The sequence below is a fragment of the Pseudomonas mohnii genome (assembly GCF_900105115.1).
GTDB lineage: Bacteria > Pseudomonadota > Gammaproteobacteria > Pseudomonadales > Pseudomonadaceae > Aquipseudomonas > Aquipseudomonas mohnii.
Genome location: NZ_FNRV01000001.1, coordinates 1,887,723 through 1,906,689 on the forward strand (window position 1 = coordinate 1,887,723; position 18,967 = coordinate 1,906,689).

Genomic DNA, 18,967 nt, shown 5'->3' on the forward strand with positions numbered 1-18,967 from the left:
GCGAACTTGCTCGTGATGACATTCGTCCAGCCAACACCGTTCATGATTTGCTTGCAGCCAGCGTATTCGCCACACGAAAACCCACAATGCAGGCAACGGCACTTGCCACCGCGCCCCACGCCATGTCCATCAATGCCAACCGCGCCGACCACCCTTGCAGGGTTGCCCAGTTGGACAAGTCATAGGTGCCGTACGCCACCGCGCCCAACAATGCCCCCAGACGTGCGGCGTGTGTCCAGCTCCGCGCCGGCAACACCACAAACACCACACAACCGACGACATAAAGGAGGTAAAACACAGCGGCTGGGACCCACCGCGGTTGCTCGAGCATCAACGAACCGAGCAGTTCCCGATAGGTCGACGCCATAAGGACGCCCAGCCAGAGGCCATCGAGTACGAGAAACGCCGCCAGGGTGGCGACATAGGCTATGAGAGTTTTTTTCATCATCCGGCCCTTGCAGGAGCCGCCGCAGGTTCGGGCGTCTTCTGCATAGGGCCGCAAAGCGCTCAGCTTAGTTCAATACGATCGGCATGAATGACAATCTGGCCATTCTTGTACAACGCACCGATGGCTTTCTTGAAGTTGCCTTTGCTGACACCAAACATACTGCTGATCAGCGTGGGGTCGCTCTTGTCGTTGACCGCCAGGGTGCCATTATTCTCGCGCAACTTGGCGAGGATCTTCGAGTTCAGACTGCTGGCTGCTTCCTGGCCAACCGGTTGCAGGCTCAGGCTGATCTTGCCGTCGGCGCGAACTTCCTTGATGAACCCCTTCTCTTCTTTACCGGCGCGCATGAACTTGAAGATTTCGTTTTTGTGGATCAGGCCCCAGTGTTTGTTGTTGATGATCGCCTTGAACCCCATGTCGGTGGCTTCGGCAACCAGCAAATCCACTTCCTGGCCTGCGGTGTAGTTGGCCGGCGTCTTGTCCAGGTAACGGTCCAGGCGCGCCGTCGCGGTGATGCGGCGGGTGTGCTTATCCAGATAGACATGCACCACGACGTATTCGCCCGCCGTCATCTGCCGCTTTTCTTCGGAATACGGCAGCAACAGATCCTTCGGCAGCCCCCAATCCAGGAACACACCGATACTGTTAACTTCTACAACTTTCAAACTGGCGAATTCACCGACCTGAACTTTCGGTTTCTCCGTAGTTGCAATGAGTTTGTCATCGCTGTCCAGATAAACAAAAACATTGAGCCAGTCTTCATCTTCGCTGGGAATATCTTTTGGAATATAACGATTCGGCAGAAGGATTTCGCCATCCGCACCACCGTCCAGATATAAACCGAAGTTAGTGTGTTTAACCACTTGCAAACTGTTGTAACGCCCGACTAAAGCCATGTTCAATACCCTCATTGCGTGGGCGCATTCTACCCGGTTTTACCGGGCGCGTTCGGTGTCCGGCCCGATGACGCAGGAAAATCTCGCTCAAAGCCTTGAATTTCATGGGTTCTGGCGCGTGGCGTGGCCGCTCGTCAGTCCATTCTGGGAATTTCAACCCTGGTTACTCAGCGGCAAAACGGCCATTCCCACACCCTTGTTCTTATTTAAAACAGCAGCTTAGGGGATTCATCAAGAGAATAACTTGCGCTTGACCTCGCGCATGCCCGCTGTGCTTAAAGGGATATTTACCAAGCAAATAGCCGGCCTTTCCTGTACGATACATGGCCAAGTTAATTTTCTACAGGTTAATGGCCGCCATGCGCGTAAAAGCATCCAACAGCAAAGCAAAGCCAGCTCCAGCCGTCGAAACCAGCGAATCGATCAACAACCAGATTGCTGCGTTCCTCAAATCCGGTGGTGAAATCCAGCAAATTGCCAAAGGCGTCAGCGGCCAGACGTTCGGCCCGTCCAAGCAGATCACCTTGGGCAAGAAGTAATACCGGTAATACACCCGTCCTGAGGCGCTTTGAGCTTCGAAGCGCCTGGACTGGCACCCTCGCCACACCCCTTCTGTTTAATTAATCCGCAAAAATCGACGAACGGCCATCGACCACGATGAATCGCCGGTATCCTTGCACGCGTCTAGATCAAGCGTTTCAGCGGGCCCGACGCCCTGCGCTCGCTGTTCATGGAGTGACGCATGCTCAAGTCCACCTGTTTATTGCTTGCTGGCCTGTTGGCCGGCTCATCGGCGCACGCGCAAATTTTCCAGCGCGAGCTCGGCGACTTCGACCTCAAACTCGGTACCACCCCCAGCCGCAGCATGGCCCAGGGGCTGGTCAAGCCTTCGGCGGTCGGCTCCTTTCACGGTGGCCTCGACCTCAGCCACGACAGTGGCCTGTATTTCGGGCAGTACGCACCGAGCATGGGCATCTCGTCGGGCAAGAACCTCGAAATCGATTCCTACATCGGTTTTAAACAACCCTTCGACCAAACGCTCGGCTACGAAGTCGGGATGATCCACTACAGCTATCCCAAGGTGGACACCCTCGACAGCCAGGAACTGTTCGGCGGCCTGACCCTGCTCAGTAGCCGCTTCGGCGTGGCTTTCAGCAACGATCCGGACAAACAGAACAACACGCTATTCGCCGACCTTGGCGGCAATCAGCCGTTCGGCATCGGGATCAGCATGAAATATACCACCCATCAGCTGAACTCGCCGGTTTCGGTGGGCGGTGGTTACGTCAGCAGTTTCACCGATTGGTCGGTGAAGTTTTCACGCCCGTTCATGGGCATCGACCTTGACCTGATCTACAGCAACTCCAACCTCAGCGGCAGCGAGTGCTCGGCGTATTCCGGGCACAACAGCCAGTGTGATGGCCTGGTGACGCTCAAGGCCGAGCGCGCATTCTATTGATTGGCTGAACTGCCCGGCTCATCCTGCGTTCACATGAGAATAAGACGCGCCCGGCCTCGCAAGGATTCGCCCATGTCTCGCTGGTTCAAGCACATCGCCACCCTGCTGATCTTCACCCTCGCCCTCGGCGCCTGCAGCCGCGTCGGCCTGGCCTATCGCAACCTCGACGTGATCATTCCGTGGACGCTCAGCGACTACCTGGACATGAACGGCGAGCAAAAGGACTGGTTCAACGAGCGCCTCAAGAAACACCTGAACTGGCACTGCACCACACAATTGCCGGGTTACCTCGAATGGCTGGATCGCTTGCAGAGCATGGTCGAGACCAATCAGGTGACCGACGCGGCGCTGCAAGCGCGAACCACGGAAGCCAAAATGGCTATCGCTGAAACCGCGCGCCAGATCACGCCTTCGGCCATCGAGTTGCTACAGGGACTGGATGACAAGCAAGTCGCCGAGATGAACGACGCTTTTGCCAAAGATCTGCGCAAACGTGAAAAGGAATACGTCAAACCGCCGCTGGCTCAGCAAATTGCCGAACGCGGTGCGCGCATGGACAAGCGCCTGACCGATTGGCTCGGCCCGTTGAGCGTCAGCCAGGAACAACGGGTGATGGCCTGGTCGACTGCGCTGGGCGACCAAAACACCCAATGGATCGCCAACCGCGCGCACTGGCAGAAACAGTTCAGTGAGGCCGTGGCGCAACGTCAGAGCCCACAATTCCCACAACAAATCGAGACGCTACTGGTCGATCGAGAACGTTTGTGGACACCGCAATACCGCCAGGCCTTCGCCAACACCGAAGCCCAGGCGCGCTCGCTATTTGTGGATTTGATGGCAGAGAGCACACGGGAACAACGTCAGCGTTTGCTGAAGAAAATTGAGGGTGTGCGCAAGGATTTCAGCGATTTGAAATGCTTGAAGGCGGCGAAGCAGGGGTAGATGGATCGCAGCCTTGGGCAGAGCCGACAAACGGCTGCGATCCTTTGTTTCAGGCAATCTGCGCCTTCGCCGCCAGCGCATCAAACGTCTCCTCAGCCAGCGCATCCTCCTGTTCATCCAAGACCTGACGTGGATGCTCGTTGCCCGGAATGCTGCTGTCGATCAGGCTCAACAGGCTTGAGCCACGAGGCGTCAAAATGTAATTGGAACCGCTACCGCCTTGCTCATCGGGCCGAGGCTCGATGTAACCACGCGCCAGCAGCAACTTTTCGTATTCGCCGGCCACCGCTTTCAGGTGATCCAGGTTTTCGGTCTGCTCACCTTCCGCAGCCTTCTGCGCCGCGTACTGCTCGGCATAGGGTCGAGGCGTGAAACTGCTCGCTCCGTTTTGCACCTCGTGCAGCAAACGCTCAATTAAATCCCAGTTATAAGTCGTCATCCTGATTCAACCTCCGGTGCCCGTGAGTGAGAGGGCCTTCATAGGTTGTGACCGGCGTGGACGGCAGCCGTTCAGCCGGGGTTTCGAACAGCAGCGACCGTCGGTATGTCGAATTGAGCAGGGATCAAACGACTAAGCTGTGTCCGTCACCTCCAAGCATCACGCAGGAGAAAAACCCATGAACATTCAGAATCATCCCGTCGTGTCCCGGGAAGAATGGCTGGTCGCCCGCCAACACCATCTGGCCCACGAAAAAGCCTTCACCAGGGAAAGGGACAAACTCAGCGCTGAACGCCGCGCCCTGCCCTGGGTGAAAATCGACAAGGTCTACCGCTTCCAGGGACCAGGCGGCGAACTGAAACTGGCTGATCTGTTCGGCGGGCACAGTCAGCTGGTCATTTACCACTTCATGTTCGCCGAAGGCTGGGATGAAGGTTGCCCCGGTTGCTCATTTCTCAGCGATCACATCGACGGCGCCAACCAGCACCTGGCCCACCATGACATCGCGCTGGTGGCGGTCTCCCATGCACCCTTCGCCGAGTTCCAGGCATTCAAACGCCGCATGGGCTGGAAATTCGACTGGGTATCGTCGGCCGGCAGCGATTTCAATTATGACTTTGGTGTCAGTGCTCGAGCCGAAGAGGTCGCCGCCGGAACGGCTACGTACAACTACGAAAAAACCGACGGTTGCGAGGAAGAACTCCCCGGGCTCAGTGTTTTTTATCGCAATGAAGCCGGAGAAATTTTCCACACTTACTCCACCTATGCCCGTGGCCTGGACATGCTGGTCGGCGCCTACAACTACCTCGATCTGACGCCCAAGGGCAGGAATGAAGAGGAAATCATGGAATGGGTGCGGCACCACGACCGGTACGAGGAGGGGGCGAAGTCGAACTGCTGCCACGGAAGTTGACCTGCTGGCACAGAATCGCGGCCATTGCCTGACACTGAACTTTTGCCATGGGGCAGCGCTCAACCGGGTAACCCGCCTTCACCGGAACCGAGACCTGCCGCCATGAAATCACTGCTCACGCTCACCCTCGCCGCCGCTCTGACCTGTGCCCTGCCCGCCTGGGCCTGCACGCCCGAAGAAGCCACCGCCAAACGCGAACAACTGGGACAGGAAGTGGCCAGGCTTACGGAGCAGAACCCGACCAAGGCCAAGGAGATCAATGCCGAGTTGCAGAAGATGGACCTTGGGACGGCATCCAAGGATTTGCCTGACAAGTGCCAGTTGATCGACCAGCGCTTGAAAGAACTGGGCTCGGCGGAGAAAAAGACCGAGGGTTGAAAGCCGTAGGCGCTGGCCGGTGCGATGTGTCGGCGTCGACTTCGCAGGGCCGTTGTCTGGCATAAAAAAACCGGACCTGGGTCCGGTTTTTTATGGGCTCACTACGTTGCTTTATTCAGCAGCCGGCGCTTCCGGCTTGCGACGCTTGAGCGGGGCCATGCCATCCTTGCTGACCAGGGAATCGCTCTTCGGCCGGTTGGCGCTCTTGCGCTTGGTCGGGGTCTTGGCGGCGGCTTTTTTCTTGTCGCCCTTGGCGTCGGTCTTTTTCTTCTTCACGCCAACAGCCTTGCCCGAAGCCTTGACCTTCTTCGGTCCGCCGTAAGTGCCTTTGACTTCCTTGATGGTGCGGCGCTCGAAGCTCTGCTTGAGGTAGCGCTCGATGCTCGACATCAGGTTCCAGTCGCCGTGGCAGATCAGCGAGATGGCCAGGCCATCGTTGCCCGCGCGACCGGTACGACCAATACGGTGCACGTATTCGTCACCGCTGCGTGGCATGTCGAAGTTGATCACCAGGTCCAGGCCGTCCACGTCCAGACCGCGAGCGGCGACATCAGTGGCTACGAGGATTTTCACCCCGCCCTGCTTCAGGCGGTCGATCGCCAGTTTGCGATCCTTCTGGTCTTTCTCGCCGTGCAACACGAACGCCTTGTACTCCTGAGCCACCAGGCGGCCGTAGATACGGTCAGCCATGGCCCGGGTGTTGGTGAACACGATGGCCTTCTGATAGGTCTCGTTGGCCAGCAGCCAATTGACGATCTGTTCTTTGTGCTGGTTGTGGTCGGCAGTGATGATTTGCTGACGAGTGGTCTCGTTCAGCTGGCTGACCGCATTGAGCTGCAAGTGCTCAGGGTTGTTCAGCACCTTGGCGACCATCTCGCGCAGGCCCGAACCGCCGGTAGTGGCGGAGAACAGCATGGTCTGCTGACGGTTGGTGCACTCGTCCACCAGGCGCTGAACGTCGTCGGCAAAGCCCATGTCGAGCATGCGGTCGGCTTCGTCGAGCACCAGTACTTCGACTTCTTTCAGGTCGAGGTTGCCGGCGTTCAGTTGCTCGATCATCCGGCCCGGCGTGCCGATCAGGATGTCCGGTACCTTGCGCAGCATGGCGGCCTGGACCTTGAAGTCTTCACCGCCAGTGATCAGGCCGGATTTGATGAAGGTGAACTGCGAGAAGCGTTCGACTTCTTTCAAGGTCTGCTGGGCCAGCTCGCGGGTCGGCAGCAGGATCAGCGCCTTGATGCTGACGCGGATCTTGGCCGGACCGATCAGGCGGTTGAGGATCGGCAAAACGAATGCAGCGGTCTTGCCGCTACCGGTTTGCGCTGTCACCCGCAGGTCACGCCCTTGGAGCGCCAGCGGAATGGCCGCTGCTTGCACAGGCGTTGGCTCGACAAATTTCAGCTCGGCCACGGCTTTGAGCAGGCGTTCGTGCAGGGCGAATTGGGAAAACACGGGTGCTACCTCGAAGAAATGCAAAAAAACAGCTGCATAGGGTAACGGTTTCGAGCGCTCAGGCCGAGTTTCTTTATGCAAACGACTGCAAACAGTGGCTTTTTTGTTGCCTGATTTGTCCCCGAGTCTAATTCAAAGCCTCTAACTGGCTGGCATTCTCACCTAAATGGGTGTCCGGGATTCGTTGGCCGCCCGACTTCAAGCGGTGTGATCTGAAATCATTTGGTCAGCAAATGAGTACAAGCGGAAGTGGCGTTCACAACTTACAAATGCGAATACGTATCAACGGCAAATAATTTGATATACCATGCGCCGCGAACTATTGGCACGTATGCCGTCCCCTTTGGCTATTTTCTCAAGGCTTCCCCGATGCGTCGTACGCTGGTCTCTATCTGTGTCCTTACTGTGTTTTCCGCTCCCTCTTGGGCGCAACCCACAACCGATACCCCCAGTCTAGAGTTGCAAGCGACCGAAATCGTCGGGTCAGCCGAGTACGAAACGGCTCAAGGGCCAGTGCAGGGTTACCGCGCAACGCGATCTGCCAGCGCGACGCGAACTGACACGTCGATTCATGAAACTCCGCAATCCATCAGCGTGGTGACCAAAGAGGTGGTGGAGGACATTGGGGCTACGCGCCTTCAAGAAGCACTCGACTATGCCGGCGGGGTGGGACGCGCCAACAACTTCGGCGGCCAAGGGCTGACCACTTTCACGGTGCGTGGATTTACCACCGGCGAGTTCTATCGAAACGGCTTTCCGATCAACCGCGGTTATCCGAACATGCCCGATGCCAATACCATCGAGCGGCTCGAAGTGCTACGAGGGCCGGCGACCATGCTCTACGGTCGAGGCGACCCGGGTGGCACGTTCAACGTGGTATCCAAACAGCCTCTGGCCGTGCCCACCGTCACGCTGGGCAGCCAACTCGATGACCAGGGGATGAAGCGCGGCACACTGGACGCCTCCGGTCCGCTGGATGAAGAAGGCCGCCTGGCCTATCGCTTGAACGTGGTGGGTGAGGGCGGCGATACGTTCCGCGATCATGTCGAGAGCGAACGTTACGGCGTGACGCCGGTGCTTTCCTGGCAGGCCACCGATGACACCAAGGTGATTTTCGAGGGCGACTTCATGCGCAACAATCACCCGCTGGATCGCGGTGTGACCCGCTATCCCAACCAGATTGGCACCGCGTCGCGTGATACGTTCTTCGGTGAAAAAGACGCCGGCAAGTTGCACAACGACAACAACATGGCCCAATTGCGTTTCGAGCACTTCCTGAGTGACAACTGGACATTGGGTGGCGGTTTCCAATGGCTCGATGGCACCTTGCAGGGCAATGCCATTGAAGCCAACGGCGTCGCAGCCGACGGGCGCACGCTGGGGCGCAACTTCAACTATCGCAAGCTGGAGTGGACGGACAAGGACATTCAACTGAACCTTACCGGGCATTTCTCCACCGGCGGCTTCGATCACACCTTGTTGACCGGTGTCGAATACGAAGATTACGACTACAAGTCCATCATCCAGCGTTCCAGTGGTGCAGTGGGTGCCTACCCGATTGATCTCTTCAACCCGGTGTACGGCCAGCCTCGTCCGACCCTGACCCGCACGCCGACCCACGATAAGGAAAATCTCAAGACATACGCCGCCTTCGTCCAGGACCAGGTGGCATTGACCGAGCGCTTGAAAGTTTTGGCTGGCGCCCGTTTTGAGCGTTTCGAGCATGACTATCAAACCTTTGTGCCGGGGGCCAGGAGCTGGGAGGCGAGCGACAACGCGGTGACCCCGCGTCTCGGAGTGCTTTATGACCTTACCGATACCGTCGCGGTGTATGCCGATACCGCGCGCTCGTTCAAACCCAATACGGGCGCGAGTCGACAGGGGGGTGGCTTTGAGCCGGAAAAGGGTCAGTCCTATGAGATGGGGATCAAATGGGAGGCGCTGGATCGCCAGTTGAGTGTTGACGCCGCGATCTACCAGATTGAAAAACGAAACGTCCTCACCACCGACCCCCTGGACTCGACGTTCAGCGTGGCGGCTGGCGAAGTCCGCAGCCGGGGCTTTGATTTGGACGTGGCAGGCAATGTAACCCCGGAATGGAGAGTGATTGGCGGCTATGCCTATGTCGACGCCGAAGTCACCCAGGACAATGTGATCCAGTCGGGCACTCGGCTGTTGAACATCCCGAAGAACAGCTTCAGCCTGCTCAACGTGTATGAATTCCAGGATGGCAACCTGAAAGGGCTGGGCTTGGGTGTGGGTAGCAAGTACGTCGCCGAACGTGCAGGCCAGACTGCTAACACAGCGTTTTCGATGGGCAGTTACACCGTCGTCGATTTGCTCGGCTTTTATAAGATCAACGACAAGGTCAGGCTTAATCTCGATGTGAAGAACGTGTTCGACCGCGACTATGAAGAAGGCGCCTTCGGCAATGTCTACGCTTACCCGGGTGAACCGAGAACCGTTCAAGTCGGTATTTCGTACACCCTGTAGTCGATCCGGAAGATGAGGGTTAGAGCTTGACGGCCCTTCCAGCGCCTTTCTTGTTGGGTATAACGATACAAGTGTTCCCTCACCCTGAGTGGAAAGTTGACGGCCGAGGCATAACATCTCAGGCTGGATAACTGTTGTGCCGCCCGTGCAACGCGTGGCGGCCAACATTTTTCCGTCCCGTCCATCAGGCCTTCCAGTGTCAATTGAAGTGGAGCAGTAACGTTTGGAATTAAGACAACTGCGCTATTTCGTAAAAATCGTCGAGCAAGGGAGCCTGGGACGCGCAGCGCTTGAGCTGGACGTCGGCGTGTCGGCTCTCAGCCAACAGATCGCGAAACTCGAAAACGAACTGGCAACCCGACTTCTGAATCGCACCACTACCGGCGTCACACCGACCAGCGCCGGGATGGCGTTCCTGCACCATGCCCAGCTGTGCTTGCGGCAATCCGAGAATGCGATCATGGCGGCTCACCGTGGGCGGATGAGTGGGTATGTCACCGTCGGCTTGCCGCCTACGACTGCCACTGTGCTTGCCCTGCCATTGATCAACGCGATGCGAGAGCGCTATCCGGATATTCAATTGCATCTGGTTGAGATGCTGTCCGGGCACTTGGCCACGCAACTCAATGCACGCCAGATAGACTTGGCCATTTTGTTTCAACTTGAAGGTGGAAAGCGCTGGAGCGTTACACCGCTGCTCGACGAGAAACTATTTGTCATCAGCTCGCCTCACCTGCCCCACGCTCCACGAGGAGCCTGCGTGCAGCTGGCGGATCTGGGTCAACTTCCGCTGGTGATGCCGAGTGCGCAACACGGGTTGCGTTCAACGCTGATGACCGCGTTTGAACGCGTGGGACTGGCTCCCAACATCATCATGGAAGTGGATGGTCTTGCCGTATTGATGAATGCCGTACGCGCAGGTCATGCCGCCACCATCCAGCCCGGTGCAGCGGCGGCGCTTAAAGGCGAGTCGGGACTTTCAGTGGTGGAAATTTCCGATACTCACGCAGGCAGACGAAACCTGTTGGCGACGCTGCCTGACGATGAACTGGCTCCCGCAGCCCTGGCGGCGCGACTGGTTATCACCGATGTCGCGCGACAGTTGGTGATTGATCATCAGTGGCCAGGCGCCTCGTGGATCGACGACGTCGCGCCATGATCTCGATGCCCCCCCTATCCCGGCGTTACGATGAGCGCCAATCAGCAAAGCCTTTATAAAAACTAAACACCCCAAGCGGTAATGCGCCTTTCGACACAAAACTGTCTGCCCTAAGGTCTCCCTACTCGCGAGGAGTTTTTCGTTCATGCCTCCTTGCGATTGAGGAGTGATGATGATCGACGTATTAGTAATTGGCGGCGGCAATGCGGCCTTGTGTGCAGCCTTGATGGCTCGGGAGGCCGGCGCTAGCGTCATGTTGCTGGAGGGTGCACCAAAAGCCTGGCGCGGCGGCAACTCGCAACACACCCGAAACCTGCGCTGCATGCACGACGCGCCGCAAGATGTCCTGGTCGATGCCTATCCCGAAGAAGAATATTGGCAGGATCTGCTGAAGGTCACCGGTGGGATTACCGACGAGAAGCTTGCACGTCTTGTCATCCGCGCCTCATCGAACTGCCGTGACTGGATGCGCTCCCATGGCGTGCATTTCCAGCCGTCGCTGTCCGGTGCCCTCCATGTTGCGCGCACCAATGCATTTTTCATGGGTGGCGGCAAAGCACTGGTTAACGCTTACTTCCGCAGCGCCGAGAAGCTGGGCGTCGAAATTCGCTATGACGCTCAAGTGACTGATATCGAATTGAAGGATGGAAAATTCATCGCCGCCCACATCAGTGAGCGCGATGTCGATGGACAACGTTTTCCCGCCGAGCGTATTCAGGCCAAGGCCTGCGTCTTGGCTGCCGGCGGATTCGAATCCAACCGCGAATGGCTCCGTGAGGCCTGGGGTCAAAACGAGCGCGGAGAATGGCCTTCAGACAATTTTTTGATTCGCGGGACGCGTTTCAATACCGGCGTACTGCTTCGGCGCATGCAGAACCTGGGCGCCGACTTCATTGGTGACCCGACGCAAGCACACATGGTGGCCATCGACGCCCGCGCCCCCCTGTATGACGGAGGTATCTGTACCCGTATCGATTGCGTATCGCTGGGCGTGGTGGTTAATCGCGACGGCGAACGCTTCTATGACGAGGGTGAAGACTTCTGGCCCAAGCGCTATGCGATCTGGGGTCGACTGGTCGCGGGTCAACCCGGTCAACAGGCCTACTCGATCATCGACCAACAAGCCCTCGGCCGGTTCATGCCGCCGGTATTTCCGGGCACTAAAGCCAACTCGCTGGAAGATCTGGCCCGCCAGTTGAAGCTTCCCGTTACGCAATTCGTCAACACCATCGAGCAATACAACGCGGCCTGCCGCGTCGGCACGTTCGACCACACCGCGCTGGACGATTGCCACACCGAGGGTTTGACGCCCGCCAAAACCCATTGGGCGCGCCCACTGGTAAAGCCACCCTTCTGCGCCTACCCCCTTAAGCCCGGCGTGACCTTCACCTATTTAGGCCTCGCTACCGACGACACCGCCGCCGTTCACTTCAACGGCAAGCCTAGCCCCAACCTGTTTGTCGCAGGAGAAATGATGGCGGGCAATGTATTGGGCAAGGGCTACACCGCCGGCATCGGCATGGCCATTGGTACTGCCTTCGGTCGGATTGCCGGTGTACAGGCAGCCGCTTCGGCAGGCTTTGTTTCTCTTTCACAAACGGAATTTAGACATGCAGCTGTTTGATCCCAAGGCACCGAGCGATTTGATTCCGGTGCTCAACCTTGATGAAAGCGAAGTTCAGCGACAAATGACCGTTTGCAATGCCTGCCGTTATTGCGAGGGCTTCTGCGCTGTATTTCCGGCCATGACACGACGCCTGGAGTTTTCCCAGGCCGATATCCATTACCTGGCGAACCTTTGCCATAACTGCGGCGCATGCCTGCATGCCTGCCAGTACGCCGCACCTCACGAATTCGAAATCAATGTGCCCAAGGCCATGGCCAAAGTCCGCCTCGATACTTACGCCGAATACGCCTGGCCACAGGCGATGGGCACGCTATACCGGCGCAACGGACTGACTCTGGCGCTGTCAGCCGGTACCGGGCTGGCACTGTTCCTGTGTCTTACGTTGATGGTGATGGGCAACTTGTTCACCGCGATGCCCGGGGGAAATTTCTACGGGATCTTCCCGCACAACACCCTGGCTGTAATGTTTGGTGCGGTTTTCGGATTCGCGGTACTCGCGTTGACCCTTGGCGTGCGGCGCTTCTGGCGCAATGTTTCACCGGCCGACGCGCCCGCGCAGGTAAAAACCGCTGCCGCACTGGAAGCCACGGCCAACGTCGCCCGGCTCAAATTCCTGGACGGTGGTCATGGCGAGGGCTGCAATAACGCTGATGATCGATTCACCTTGTGGCGGCGGCGCTTCCACCACTTCACCTTCTACGGCTTCATGCTGTGCTTCGCAGCCACTGGGGTCGCCACGCTCTACCATTTCCTGCTGGACTGGTCGGCGCCCTACCCCGTCTTGAGTTTGCCGGTGATGCTGGGCATCAGCGGTGGGCTCGGATTGCTGGTCGGCCCCGCGGGCCTGTTGTGGTTGAACCTGCGTCGCAACCCCGAACACGGCGACGAAAACCAGAAACCCATGGATCGCGGCTTTATCGCGCTGCTGTTGCTGGTCAGCGCCAGCGGTCTGGCACTCCTGGCGTTCCGTGAAACCGCAGCCCTGGGCCTGTTGCTGGCGATCCATCTCGGCCTGGTCATGGCGTTTTTCCTGACCATGCCCTACAGCAAATTCGCCCACGGCATCTTCCGTAGCGCCGCGCTGCTCAAGTACTCCATCGAAAAACGCCAACCCAACCCGATTAACGCCGGAAGCGACTGATCGTAGAACCACTCATTCCAATAACAATATTGATCACCCGGGTAACCATAATGAAAACAACAACTCAAGATAGCGGATCCAAGGGGTCAAAGCTGGGCGCCATTCTACGGGTCACCAGCGGCAACTTTCTCGAACAGTTTGACTTCTTTCTGTTCGGTTTTTACGCGACCTACATCTCCCAGACGTTCTTTCCTGCCACCAGCGATTTCGCCTCGCTGATGATGACCTTCGCCGTATTCGGCTCGGGATTCCTGATGCGCCCACTGGGCGCTATCGTGCTGGGCGCTTACATCGACAAGGTGGGACGCCGCAAGGGGTTGATCGTGACGCTGTCGATCATGGCCGCGGGAACGGTATTGATTGCACTCGTGCCAGGCTATGCCAGCATTGGTGTCGCGGCACCTGTACTGGTATTGATGGGACGACTGTTGCAGGGTTTCTCCGCTGGCGCGGAGATGGGTGGCGTTTCAGTGTATCTGGCTGAAATCGCCACGCCGGGCCGCCGCGGTTTCTACACCAGCTGGCAGTCGGCCAGCCAGCAGGTGGCGATCGTTCTTGCAGCCGCCTTGGGCTACACGATCAACGCGTCCATGGAAGCTGCCGAAGTGGCCGCCTGGGGCTGGCGGATCCCCTTCTTTATAGGTTGCGTGATTATTCCGTTCATCTTCATCATTCGCCGTTCACTCCAGGAAACCGATGCGTTCAAAGCACGCACGCATCACCCAAGTGCCAATGAAGTGTTCCGCTCGATGCGAGACAACTGGCGCACAGTGCTGGCGGGGGGCTTGCTGGCCTCAATGACCACCACCACGTTCTATCTGATTACCGTCTACACCCCCACCTTCGGAAGGACTGTACTGAACCTGAGCACCACCGACAGTCTGGTGGTCACGCTCTTCGTCGGCCTGAGCAACTTCATTTGGCTGCCCATCGGCGGCACACTCTCCGACCGCATCGGCCGTCGCCCCTTGTTGCTGGCGATTTCCTTGCTGTGCCTGTTCACCGCTTATCCCGCCATGCATTGGCTGGCCGCAGCGGCAAGCTTTGAACGCCTGCTCGCCGTGCTGTTGTACTTCTCTTTCTTCTTTGGCATTTACAACGGCGCGATGGTTGCGGCCTTGACTGAAGTGATGCCTCAGAACGTACGAGTCGTGGGATTTTCCCTGGCATTCAGTTTGGCGACCGCTGTTTTTGGCGGCTTCACACCCGCCGTATCCACTCTCCTGGTACAGGCAACCGGTGACAAGGCATCGCCTGCCTACTGGCTGATGTTTGCCGCTTTTTGTGGATTCACAGCGACGACGATCTTGTATCGCCGGCAAAAAGCAGTGACAGTCAACGCTTGATCAACGAGAGGTTTCGTTGGCGTTCAGGTTTTTTCGCTGAATAAATCGCCCGCCCTTGCCTGCATTGACACGTCTTTCGTATCAATGCAGGCCTGCCACGCACCCGTCCTGTCCAACACCCTGCCCCCATCGTCCTGATAAGCGCCGGGCAAGACGGCATCAAATTTTGAATTGCCCCAGCAGGCTTTGCAGGCGATTGCCGATCATATACATCTCGTCGACTGTCTTGACCCCGAGCTGAGTCTGGTTGGGTTTAGCGCACAGCCACCGGTTTTTGAATACCCAACCGACTGATCCACACCGCCATCAGAATCACGCTGCCACCCAGCAGCAACCGCCCCAGTTCCTCATGCTGATTCCAGATCAGCAGATTGAGCAGCAGTCCCACGGGCACATGCAGGTTATTCATCACCGCCAGCGTCCCGCCATTCACCAGACAGGCGCCCTTGTTCCACCAGTACAGACCCAGCGCGGTCGAAACCAGGCCGAGGAACACCAACACGCCCCATTGCAGCGGCGCTTGCGGCCAGAAGTTCTGTTTGCCGAACAGCAAGAACGCCGGTAACGCCACCGCCAGTGCGCCAAGGTAGAAATAACCGAAGCGTCGGTAATGCGGCAGATCGCTTGGGTGACGAGCCACCAGGTGTTTGTAGAGCACCTGCCCGGCGGCGAAGGTGAAGTTGGCCAGTTGCAGCAGCAGGAACCCCATGAAGAAGTCCGGGCTGATCCGGTCATAGCGAATCACCGCAGCCCCGGCCACCGCCACCAGTGCCGACACCAATGCCCATGGATTGAACCGTCGGTTCAGCGCATCTTCGATCAGGGTCACGTGCAGTGGCGTGAGGACCGTGAACAGCAGCACTTCAGGCACCGTCAGCACACGGAAGCTCAGATACAGGCAAACGTAGGTCACGCCAAACTGCAGCGCACCAATCAGTAACATGCCGCGCATGAACGCAGGCTCTACCGAGCGCCAGCGCGTGAGCGGAATAAACACCAGCCCCGCCAGGAGCACACGCACCAGTACCGCGAAGTAACTGTCGACATGACCGGCCAGGTATTCGCCGATCAAACTGAAGGAAAACGCCTGGATCAGCGTGACAAAAAGTAGATAGCCCATGCTCGCCTCGTTTCGAATGGCGGCGAAGATAGCGGTTTTTGCCGGTGATCGCGAACACTCAAACGATACAAAATTCCGGGCAAAAAAAAGCCCGATCTCGCTAAAGCGTTCAATCGGGCGGCAGCACTCAGGAGCAGCAAGTGCAAAGGGAGGTTCGATGCGCGTACAGGCTTGAAGGGGTAGCGCCAGGTCACTAGACCATCCAGCGATTATCTGGCGATTAAAGGGTCAGGCCACTTGAGCAAGCCTGGCGTTCGCCTGGTTCAAGCCTTTTTCCTGGAAGTCACCGCCCAGGTTCATGCCTTCGGCGTGGATGAACGTGACGTCGTGGATGCCGATGAAGCCCATGACCTGACGCAGGTAGGGTTCCTGGTGATCCGCGGCGCTGCCAGCGTAGATCCCGCCACGAGCGGTCAACACATAAGCGCGCTTGCCGGTGAGCAAACCTTGAGGACCGGTTTCGGTGTACTTGAACGTCACGCCGGCACGCAGCACATGGTCAAGCCAGGCCTTGAGGGTGCTCGGGATGGCGAAGTTGTACATCGGTGCGGCCATCACCAGCACATCGGCGGCCAGCAGTTCGTCGGTCAATTGGTTGGAACGTTCCAGGGAAACCTGTTCGATGTCGCTGCGCTGATCGGCAGGCTTCATCCAGCCACCCAGCAGGTTGATGTCCAGATGCGGCACCGGGTTGACGGCCAGGTCACGGACAGTGATTTCGTCCTTCGGGTGAGCCGCTTGCCACTGTTTGATGAAGGTCTGGGTCAGTTGACGGGAAACCGAGTCTTGCTGACGTGCGCTGCTTTCGATGATCAGAACGCGGGACATGGGATGTAACCTCCATCTGAGAATGCTGTAAGTCGATGGAGTGAAGGTTAAACATTGCCATATCGATGAAAAAGCGCAAATAACTGCTATAAACTATCGATAAATTCGTTTATAAGCGAATCATACGTTGCAGGTGCCAGCTTGCTCGCGACAGCGACGGGTGAAAAGGGCTGTCGACTGCCCCGACGCTGTCGCGAGCACTCTGACTCCTACCGTCATTTTGGGGTGCAGGTGAGCTTGATACGCATCTTGATGATGGAACGGTTGAACTTGGCAGTCGCATTTTTGTGTTTGCCAGCAGCCACTTCGATATTGCGGGTGCGCGGCGCTTCCGGGCCGTTGTTGAAAACCACCTTACAGGTCACGTCGGTGCTGCCGTAGTTGTTCACCTGGATGGTGGCGATATCGCTATCGGTGTCATACGCGTTGTAGTCAATGCTCAAGCCGTTCAGCTGTTTTTCGACATCAATCTGATAAGCAAACGCGGTCAGCGGCAGCATCGCCAGCACCACACAACAGAATTTTTTCATTCAGCAGTCTCCAATAAGGGCTGCCAGCTTAGGACAAGAGGAGCTCATCATGAAAGCGCCCCGCGTGACCCTTGATCAATGGCGAACGCTGCAGGCCGTGGTCGATCACGGTGGTTTCGCCCAGGCCGCCGAGGCGCTGCACCGCTCGCAGTCGTCGGTCAGTTATACCGTGGCGCGCATGCAGGACCAGCTCGGCGTGCCACTGCTGCGTATCGATGGCCGCAAAGCGGTGTTGACCGAGGCCGGTGGCGTGCTGCTGCGCCGCTCCCGGCAACTGGTGAAACAAGCCAGCCAGCTGGAAGACCTGGCCCACCACATGGAGCAAGGCTGGGAAGCCGAGGTGCGGCTGGTGGTCGACGCGGCGTATCCGAGCGCCCGCCTGGTCCGCGCCTTGACCGCGTTCATGCCGCAAAGCCGTGGCTGCCGGGTGCGCTTGCGCGAGGAAGTGTTGTCGGGGGTGGAAGAGGTGTTGCTCGAAGGCGTGGCCGACCTGGCCATTACCGGTTTCAGTATTCCGGGTTACCTGGGCGCGGAATTGAGCGACGTCGAATTCGTCGCGGTCGCTCACCCCGAACACTCGCTGCATCGTCTGAATCGCGAACTGAATTTCCAGGATCTGGAAAGCCAGATGCAAGTGGTGATTCGCGACTCCGGCCGGCAACAGCCCCGGGACGTCGGCTGGCTCGGCGCCGAACAGCGCTGGACTGTCGGTAGCCTGGCCACCGCCGCCACGTTTGTCAGCAGTGGCCTGGGTTTCGCCTGGTTGCCAAGGCACACGATCGAACGGGAACTCAAGGAAGGCACGCTCAAGCTGCTACCTTTGGATCAGGGTGGCAGCCGTAATCCGAATTTTTACCTGTATTCGAACAAGGACAAACCGCTCGGACCCGCCACGCAGATTCTCATCGAACTGCTGCGCACCTTCGATACCGCACCACTGGACGCACCGTTCGCCGCCCCTGAACAAGCCTGACACGGAGTGCACGCATGGCCTATTTCGAACACGATGGTTGCAACCTGCACTATGAGGAATATGGCCACGGTACGCCATTGCTGCTGGTCCACGGCCTGGGTTCGAGCACCCTGGACTGGGAAAAACAGATCCCCGCGCTGGCTGCCCGTTACCGGGTGATCGTCCCGGACGTGCGCGGCCATGGTCGCTCGGACAAACCCCGCGAGCGCTACAGCATCGCCGGGTTCAGCGCCGACCTGATCGCGTTGATCGAGCATCTGAATCTAGGCCCGACTCACTATGTGGGGCTTTCAATGGGTGGCATGATCGGCTTTCAACTGGGCGTGGATCAGCCGCAACTGCTCAAAAGCCTGTGCATCGTCAACAGCGCGCCCGAGGTCAAACTGCGCAGCCGCGACGATTACTGGCAATGGTTCAAGCGCTGGAGCCTGATGCGCGTCCTCAGTCTTGGCACCATCGGCAAAGCCTTGGGCGGAAAATTGTTCCCCAAGCCCGAGCAGGCGGATCTGCGACAAAAAATGGCCGAACGCTGGGCAAAAAACGACAAACATGCTTATCTCGCCAGCTTCGATGCCATTGTGGGATGGGGCGTTCAGGAACGACTGTCGAAGGTATCCTGTCCAACCCTCATCGTCAGCGCCGACCATGACTACACGCCGGTCTCGCTGAAGGAAAACTACGTAAAACTGCTGCCCGATGCGCGGCTGGTGGTGATTGCCGATTCGCGTCACGCCACCCCGCTGGACCAGCCCGAACACTTCAACCAGACGCTGCTTGAGTTTCTTGCCGCCGTCGATACCACCACCCTCAGGATCACTGACCC

The 18,967-nt window shown here is 58.0% G+C and carries 19 protein-coding genes and 1 pseudogene; 13 read left to right on the top strand and 7 right to left on the bottom strand.

Annotated features, from left to right (window positions below):
- Nucleotides 1-40: 40 nt before the first annotated feature.
- Nucleotides 41-445: a DUF2177 family protein gene (locus BLV61_RS08850; RefSeq protein ID WP_090464280.1), complete on the bottom strand. Its 405-nt coding sequence runs from the start codon at nucleotides 443-445 to the stop codon at nucleotides 41-43.
- Nucleotides 446-507: 62 nt separating this feature from the next.
- Nucleotides 508-1,344 carry a CvfB family protein gene (locus BLV61_RS08855; RefSeq protein ID WP_047532155.1) on the bottom strand — a complete coding sequence of 279 codons (837 nt, stop codon included), beginning with the start codon at nucleotides 1,342-1,344 and terminating at the stop codon, nucleotides 508-510.
- Here BLV61_RS08855 and BLV61_RS30845 point away from each other — a divergent pair.
- The 4 genes from BLV61_RS30845 (at nucleotide 1,343) to BLV61_RS08870 (ending at nucleotide 3,745) form a co-directional block, all read left to right on the top strand.
- Nucleotides 1,343-1,567, top strand: a complete 225-nt coding sequence (locus BLV61_RS30845) for a hypothetical protein (RefSeq protein WP_139213617.1) — start codon at nucleotides 1,343-1,345, stop codon at nucleotides 1,565-1,567. The genes BLV61_RS08855 and BLV61_RS30845 overlap by 2 nt on opposite strands.
- A gap of 127 nt (nucleotides 1,568-1,694) precedes the next feature.
- The gene (locus BLV61_RS08860; protein WP_017337097.1) at nucleotides 1,695-1,883 is read left to right on the top strand and encodes a hypothetical protein; all 189 of its coding nucleotides are present in this window, start codon (nucleotides 1,695-1,697) and stop codon (nucleotides 1,881-1,883) included.
- Nucleotides 1,884-2,086: 203 nt separating this feature from the next.
- Nucleotides 2,087-2,803, top strand: coding sequence for a TorF family putative porin (locus BLV61_RS08865; RefSeq protein ID WP_047532156.1), 717 nt, complete (start codon nucleotides 2,087-2,089; stop codon nucleotides 2,801-2,803).
- 72 nt (nucleotides 2,804-2,875) lie between these two features.
- A complete protein-coding gene (locus BLV61_RS08870; protein WP_047532158.1) occupies nucleotides 2,876-3,745 on the top strand; it encodes a DUF6279 family lipoprotein in 870 nt (289 codons plus the stop codon).
- 49 nt (nucleotides 3,746-3,794) lie between these two features.
- Here BLV61_RS08870 and BLV61_RS08875 read toward each other — a convergent pair whose 3' ends face one another.
- Entirely contained in the window at nucleotides 3,795-4,184 is a 390-nt protein-coding gene (locus BLV61_RS08875; RefSeq protein WP_047532160.1) for a hypothetical protein, read from the bottom strand.
- Nucleotides 4,185-4,362: 178 nt separating this feature from the next.
- Between BLV61_RS08875 and BLV61_RS08880 the strand changes: the two genes are divergently transcribed.
- Both BLV61_RS08880 and BLV61_RS08885 read left to right on the top strand, forming a co-directional pair.
- On the top strand, nucleotides 4,363-5,097 hold the full coding sequence (locus BLV61_RS08880; protein WP_090464284.1) for a DUF899 domain-containing protein: 735 nt from the start codon (nucleotides 4,363-4,365) through the stop codon (nucleotides 5,095-5,097).
- Nucleotides 5,098-5,199: 102 nt separating this feature from the next.
- Nucleotides 5,200-5,475: a hypothetical protein gene (locus tag BLV61_RS08885; protein ID WP_047532165.1), complete on the top strand. Its 276-nt coding sequence runs from the start codon at nucleotides 5,200-5,202 to the stop codon at nucleotides 5,473-5,475.
- Nucleotides 5,476-5,586: 111 nt separating this feature from the next.
- Here the strand turns inward: BLV61_RS08885 and BLV61_RS08890 are convergent, their stop codons facing one another.
- Nucleotides 5,587-6,927 (bottom strand): DEAD/DEAH box helicase, encoded by a 1,341-nt coding sequence (locus BLV61_RS08890; protein WP_047532173.1) that lies wholly within the window; start codon nucleotides 6,925-6,927, stop codon nucleotides 5,587-5,589.
- A 369-nt stretch (nucleotides 6,928-7,296) separates the two neighbouring features.
- Here BLV61_RS08890 and BLV61_RS08895 point away from each other — a divergent pair, with 369 nt between their 5' ends.
- From BLV61_RS08895 to tcuC, 5 genes are all read left to right on the top strand, one after another.
- Nucleotides 7,297-9,420 carry a TonB-dependent siderophore receptor gene (locus BLV61_RS08895; RefSeq protein WP_090464286.1) on the top strand — a complete coding sequence of 708 codons (2,124 nt, stop codon included), beginning with the start codon at nucleotides 7,297-7,299 and terminating at the stop codon, nucleotides 9,418-9,420.
- A gap of 223 nt (nucleotides 9,421-9,643) precedes the next feature.
- Nucleotides 9,644-10,579, top strand: coding sequence for a LysR family transcriptional regulator (locus BLV61_RS08900; protein WP_090464289.1), 936 nt, complete (start codon nucleotides 9,644-9,646; stop codon nucleotides 10,577-10,579).
- A gap of 172 nt (nucleotides 10,580-10,751) precedes the next feature.
- Nucleotides 10,752-12,203, top strand: a complete 1,452-nt coding sequence (gene tcuA, locus BLV61_RS08905) for an FAD-dependent tricarballylate dehydrogenase TcuA (RefSeq protein ID WP_047538994.1) — start codon at nucleotides 10,752-10,754, stop codon at nucleotides 12,201-12,203.
- Nucleotides 12,190-13,347, top strand: coding sequence for a tricarballylate utilization 4Fe-4S protein TcuB (tcuB, locus tag BLV61_RS08910; RefSeq protein ID WP_047532179.1), 1,158 nt, complete (start codon nucleotides 12,190-12,192; stop codon nucleotides 13,345-13,347). The genes tcuA and tcuB overlap by 14 nt, the downstream gene beginning before the upstream one ends.
- A 50-nt stretch (nucleotides 13,348-13,397) precedes the next feature.
- Complete coding sequence (tcuC, locus tag BLV61_RS08915) at nucleotides 13,398-14,693, top strand: MFS transporter (protein WP_139213618.1); 1,296 nt, start codon at nucleotides 13,398-13,400, stop codon at nucleotides 14,691-14,693.
- A gap of 253 nt (nucleotides 14,694-14,946) precedes the next feature.
- Here the strand turns inward: tcuC and BLV61_RS08920 are convergent, their stop codons facing one another.
- From BLV61_RS08920 to BLV61_RS08930, 3 genes are all read right to left on the bottom strand, one after another.
- Nucleotides 14,947-15,813, bottom strand: coding sequence for a carboxylate/amino acid/amine transporter (locus tag BLV61_RS08920; protein ID WP_090464292.1), 867 nt, complete (start codon nucleotides 15,811-15,813; stop codon nucleotides 14,947-14,949).
- Nucleotides 15,814-16,041: 228 nt separating this feature from the next.
- Nucleotides 16,042-16,641 (bottom strand): FMN-dependent NADH-azoreductase, encoded by a 600-nt coding sequence (locus BLV61_RS08925; RefSeq protein ID WP_047532183.1) that lies wholly within the window; start codon nucleotides 16,639-16,641, stop codon nucleotides 16,042-16,044.
- A gap of 215 nt (nucleotides 16,642-16,856) precedes the next feature.
- On the bottom strand, nucleotides 16,857-17,171 hold the full coding sequence (locus BLV61_RS08930) for a 3-phosphoglycerate kinase (RefSeq protein ID WP_090464294.1): 315 nt from the start codon (nucleotides 17,169-17,171) through the stop codon (nucleotides 16,857-16,859).
- Between the two features lie 49 nt (nucleotides 17,172-17,220).
- On the opposite strand from BLV61_RS08930, the gene BLV61_RS08935 reads away from it, so the two are divergent.
- Both BLV61_RS08935 and BLV61_RS08940 read left to right on the top strand, forming a co-directional pair.
- On the top strand, nucleotides 17,221-18,144 hold the full coding sequence (locus tag BLV61_RS08935) for a PA3225 family LysR-type transcriptional regulator (RefSeq protein WP_047532189.1): 924 nt from the start codon (nucleotides 17,221-17,223) through the stop codon (nucleotides 18,142-18,144).
- A gap of 14 nt (nucleotides 18,145-18,158) precedes the next feature.
- Nucleotides 18,159-18,964: pseudogene (locus BLV61_RS08940) on the top strand (alpha/beta fold hydrolase).
- Nucleotides 18,965-18,967: the final 3 nt, after the last annotated feature.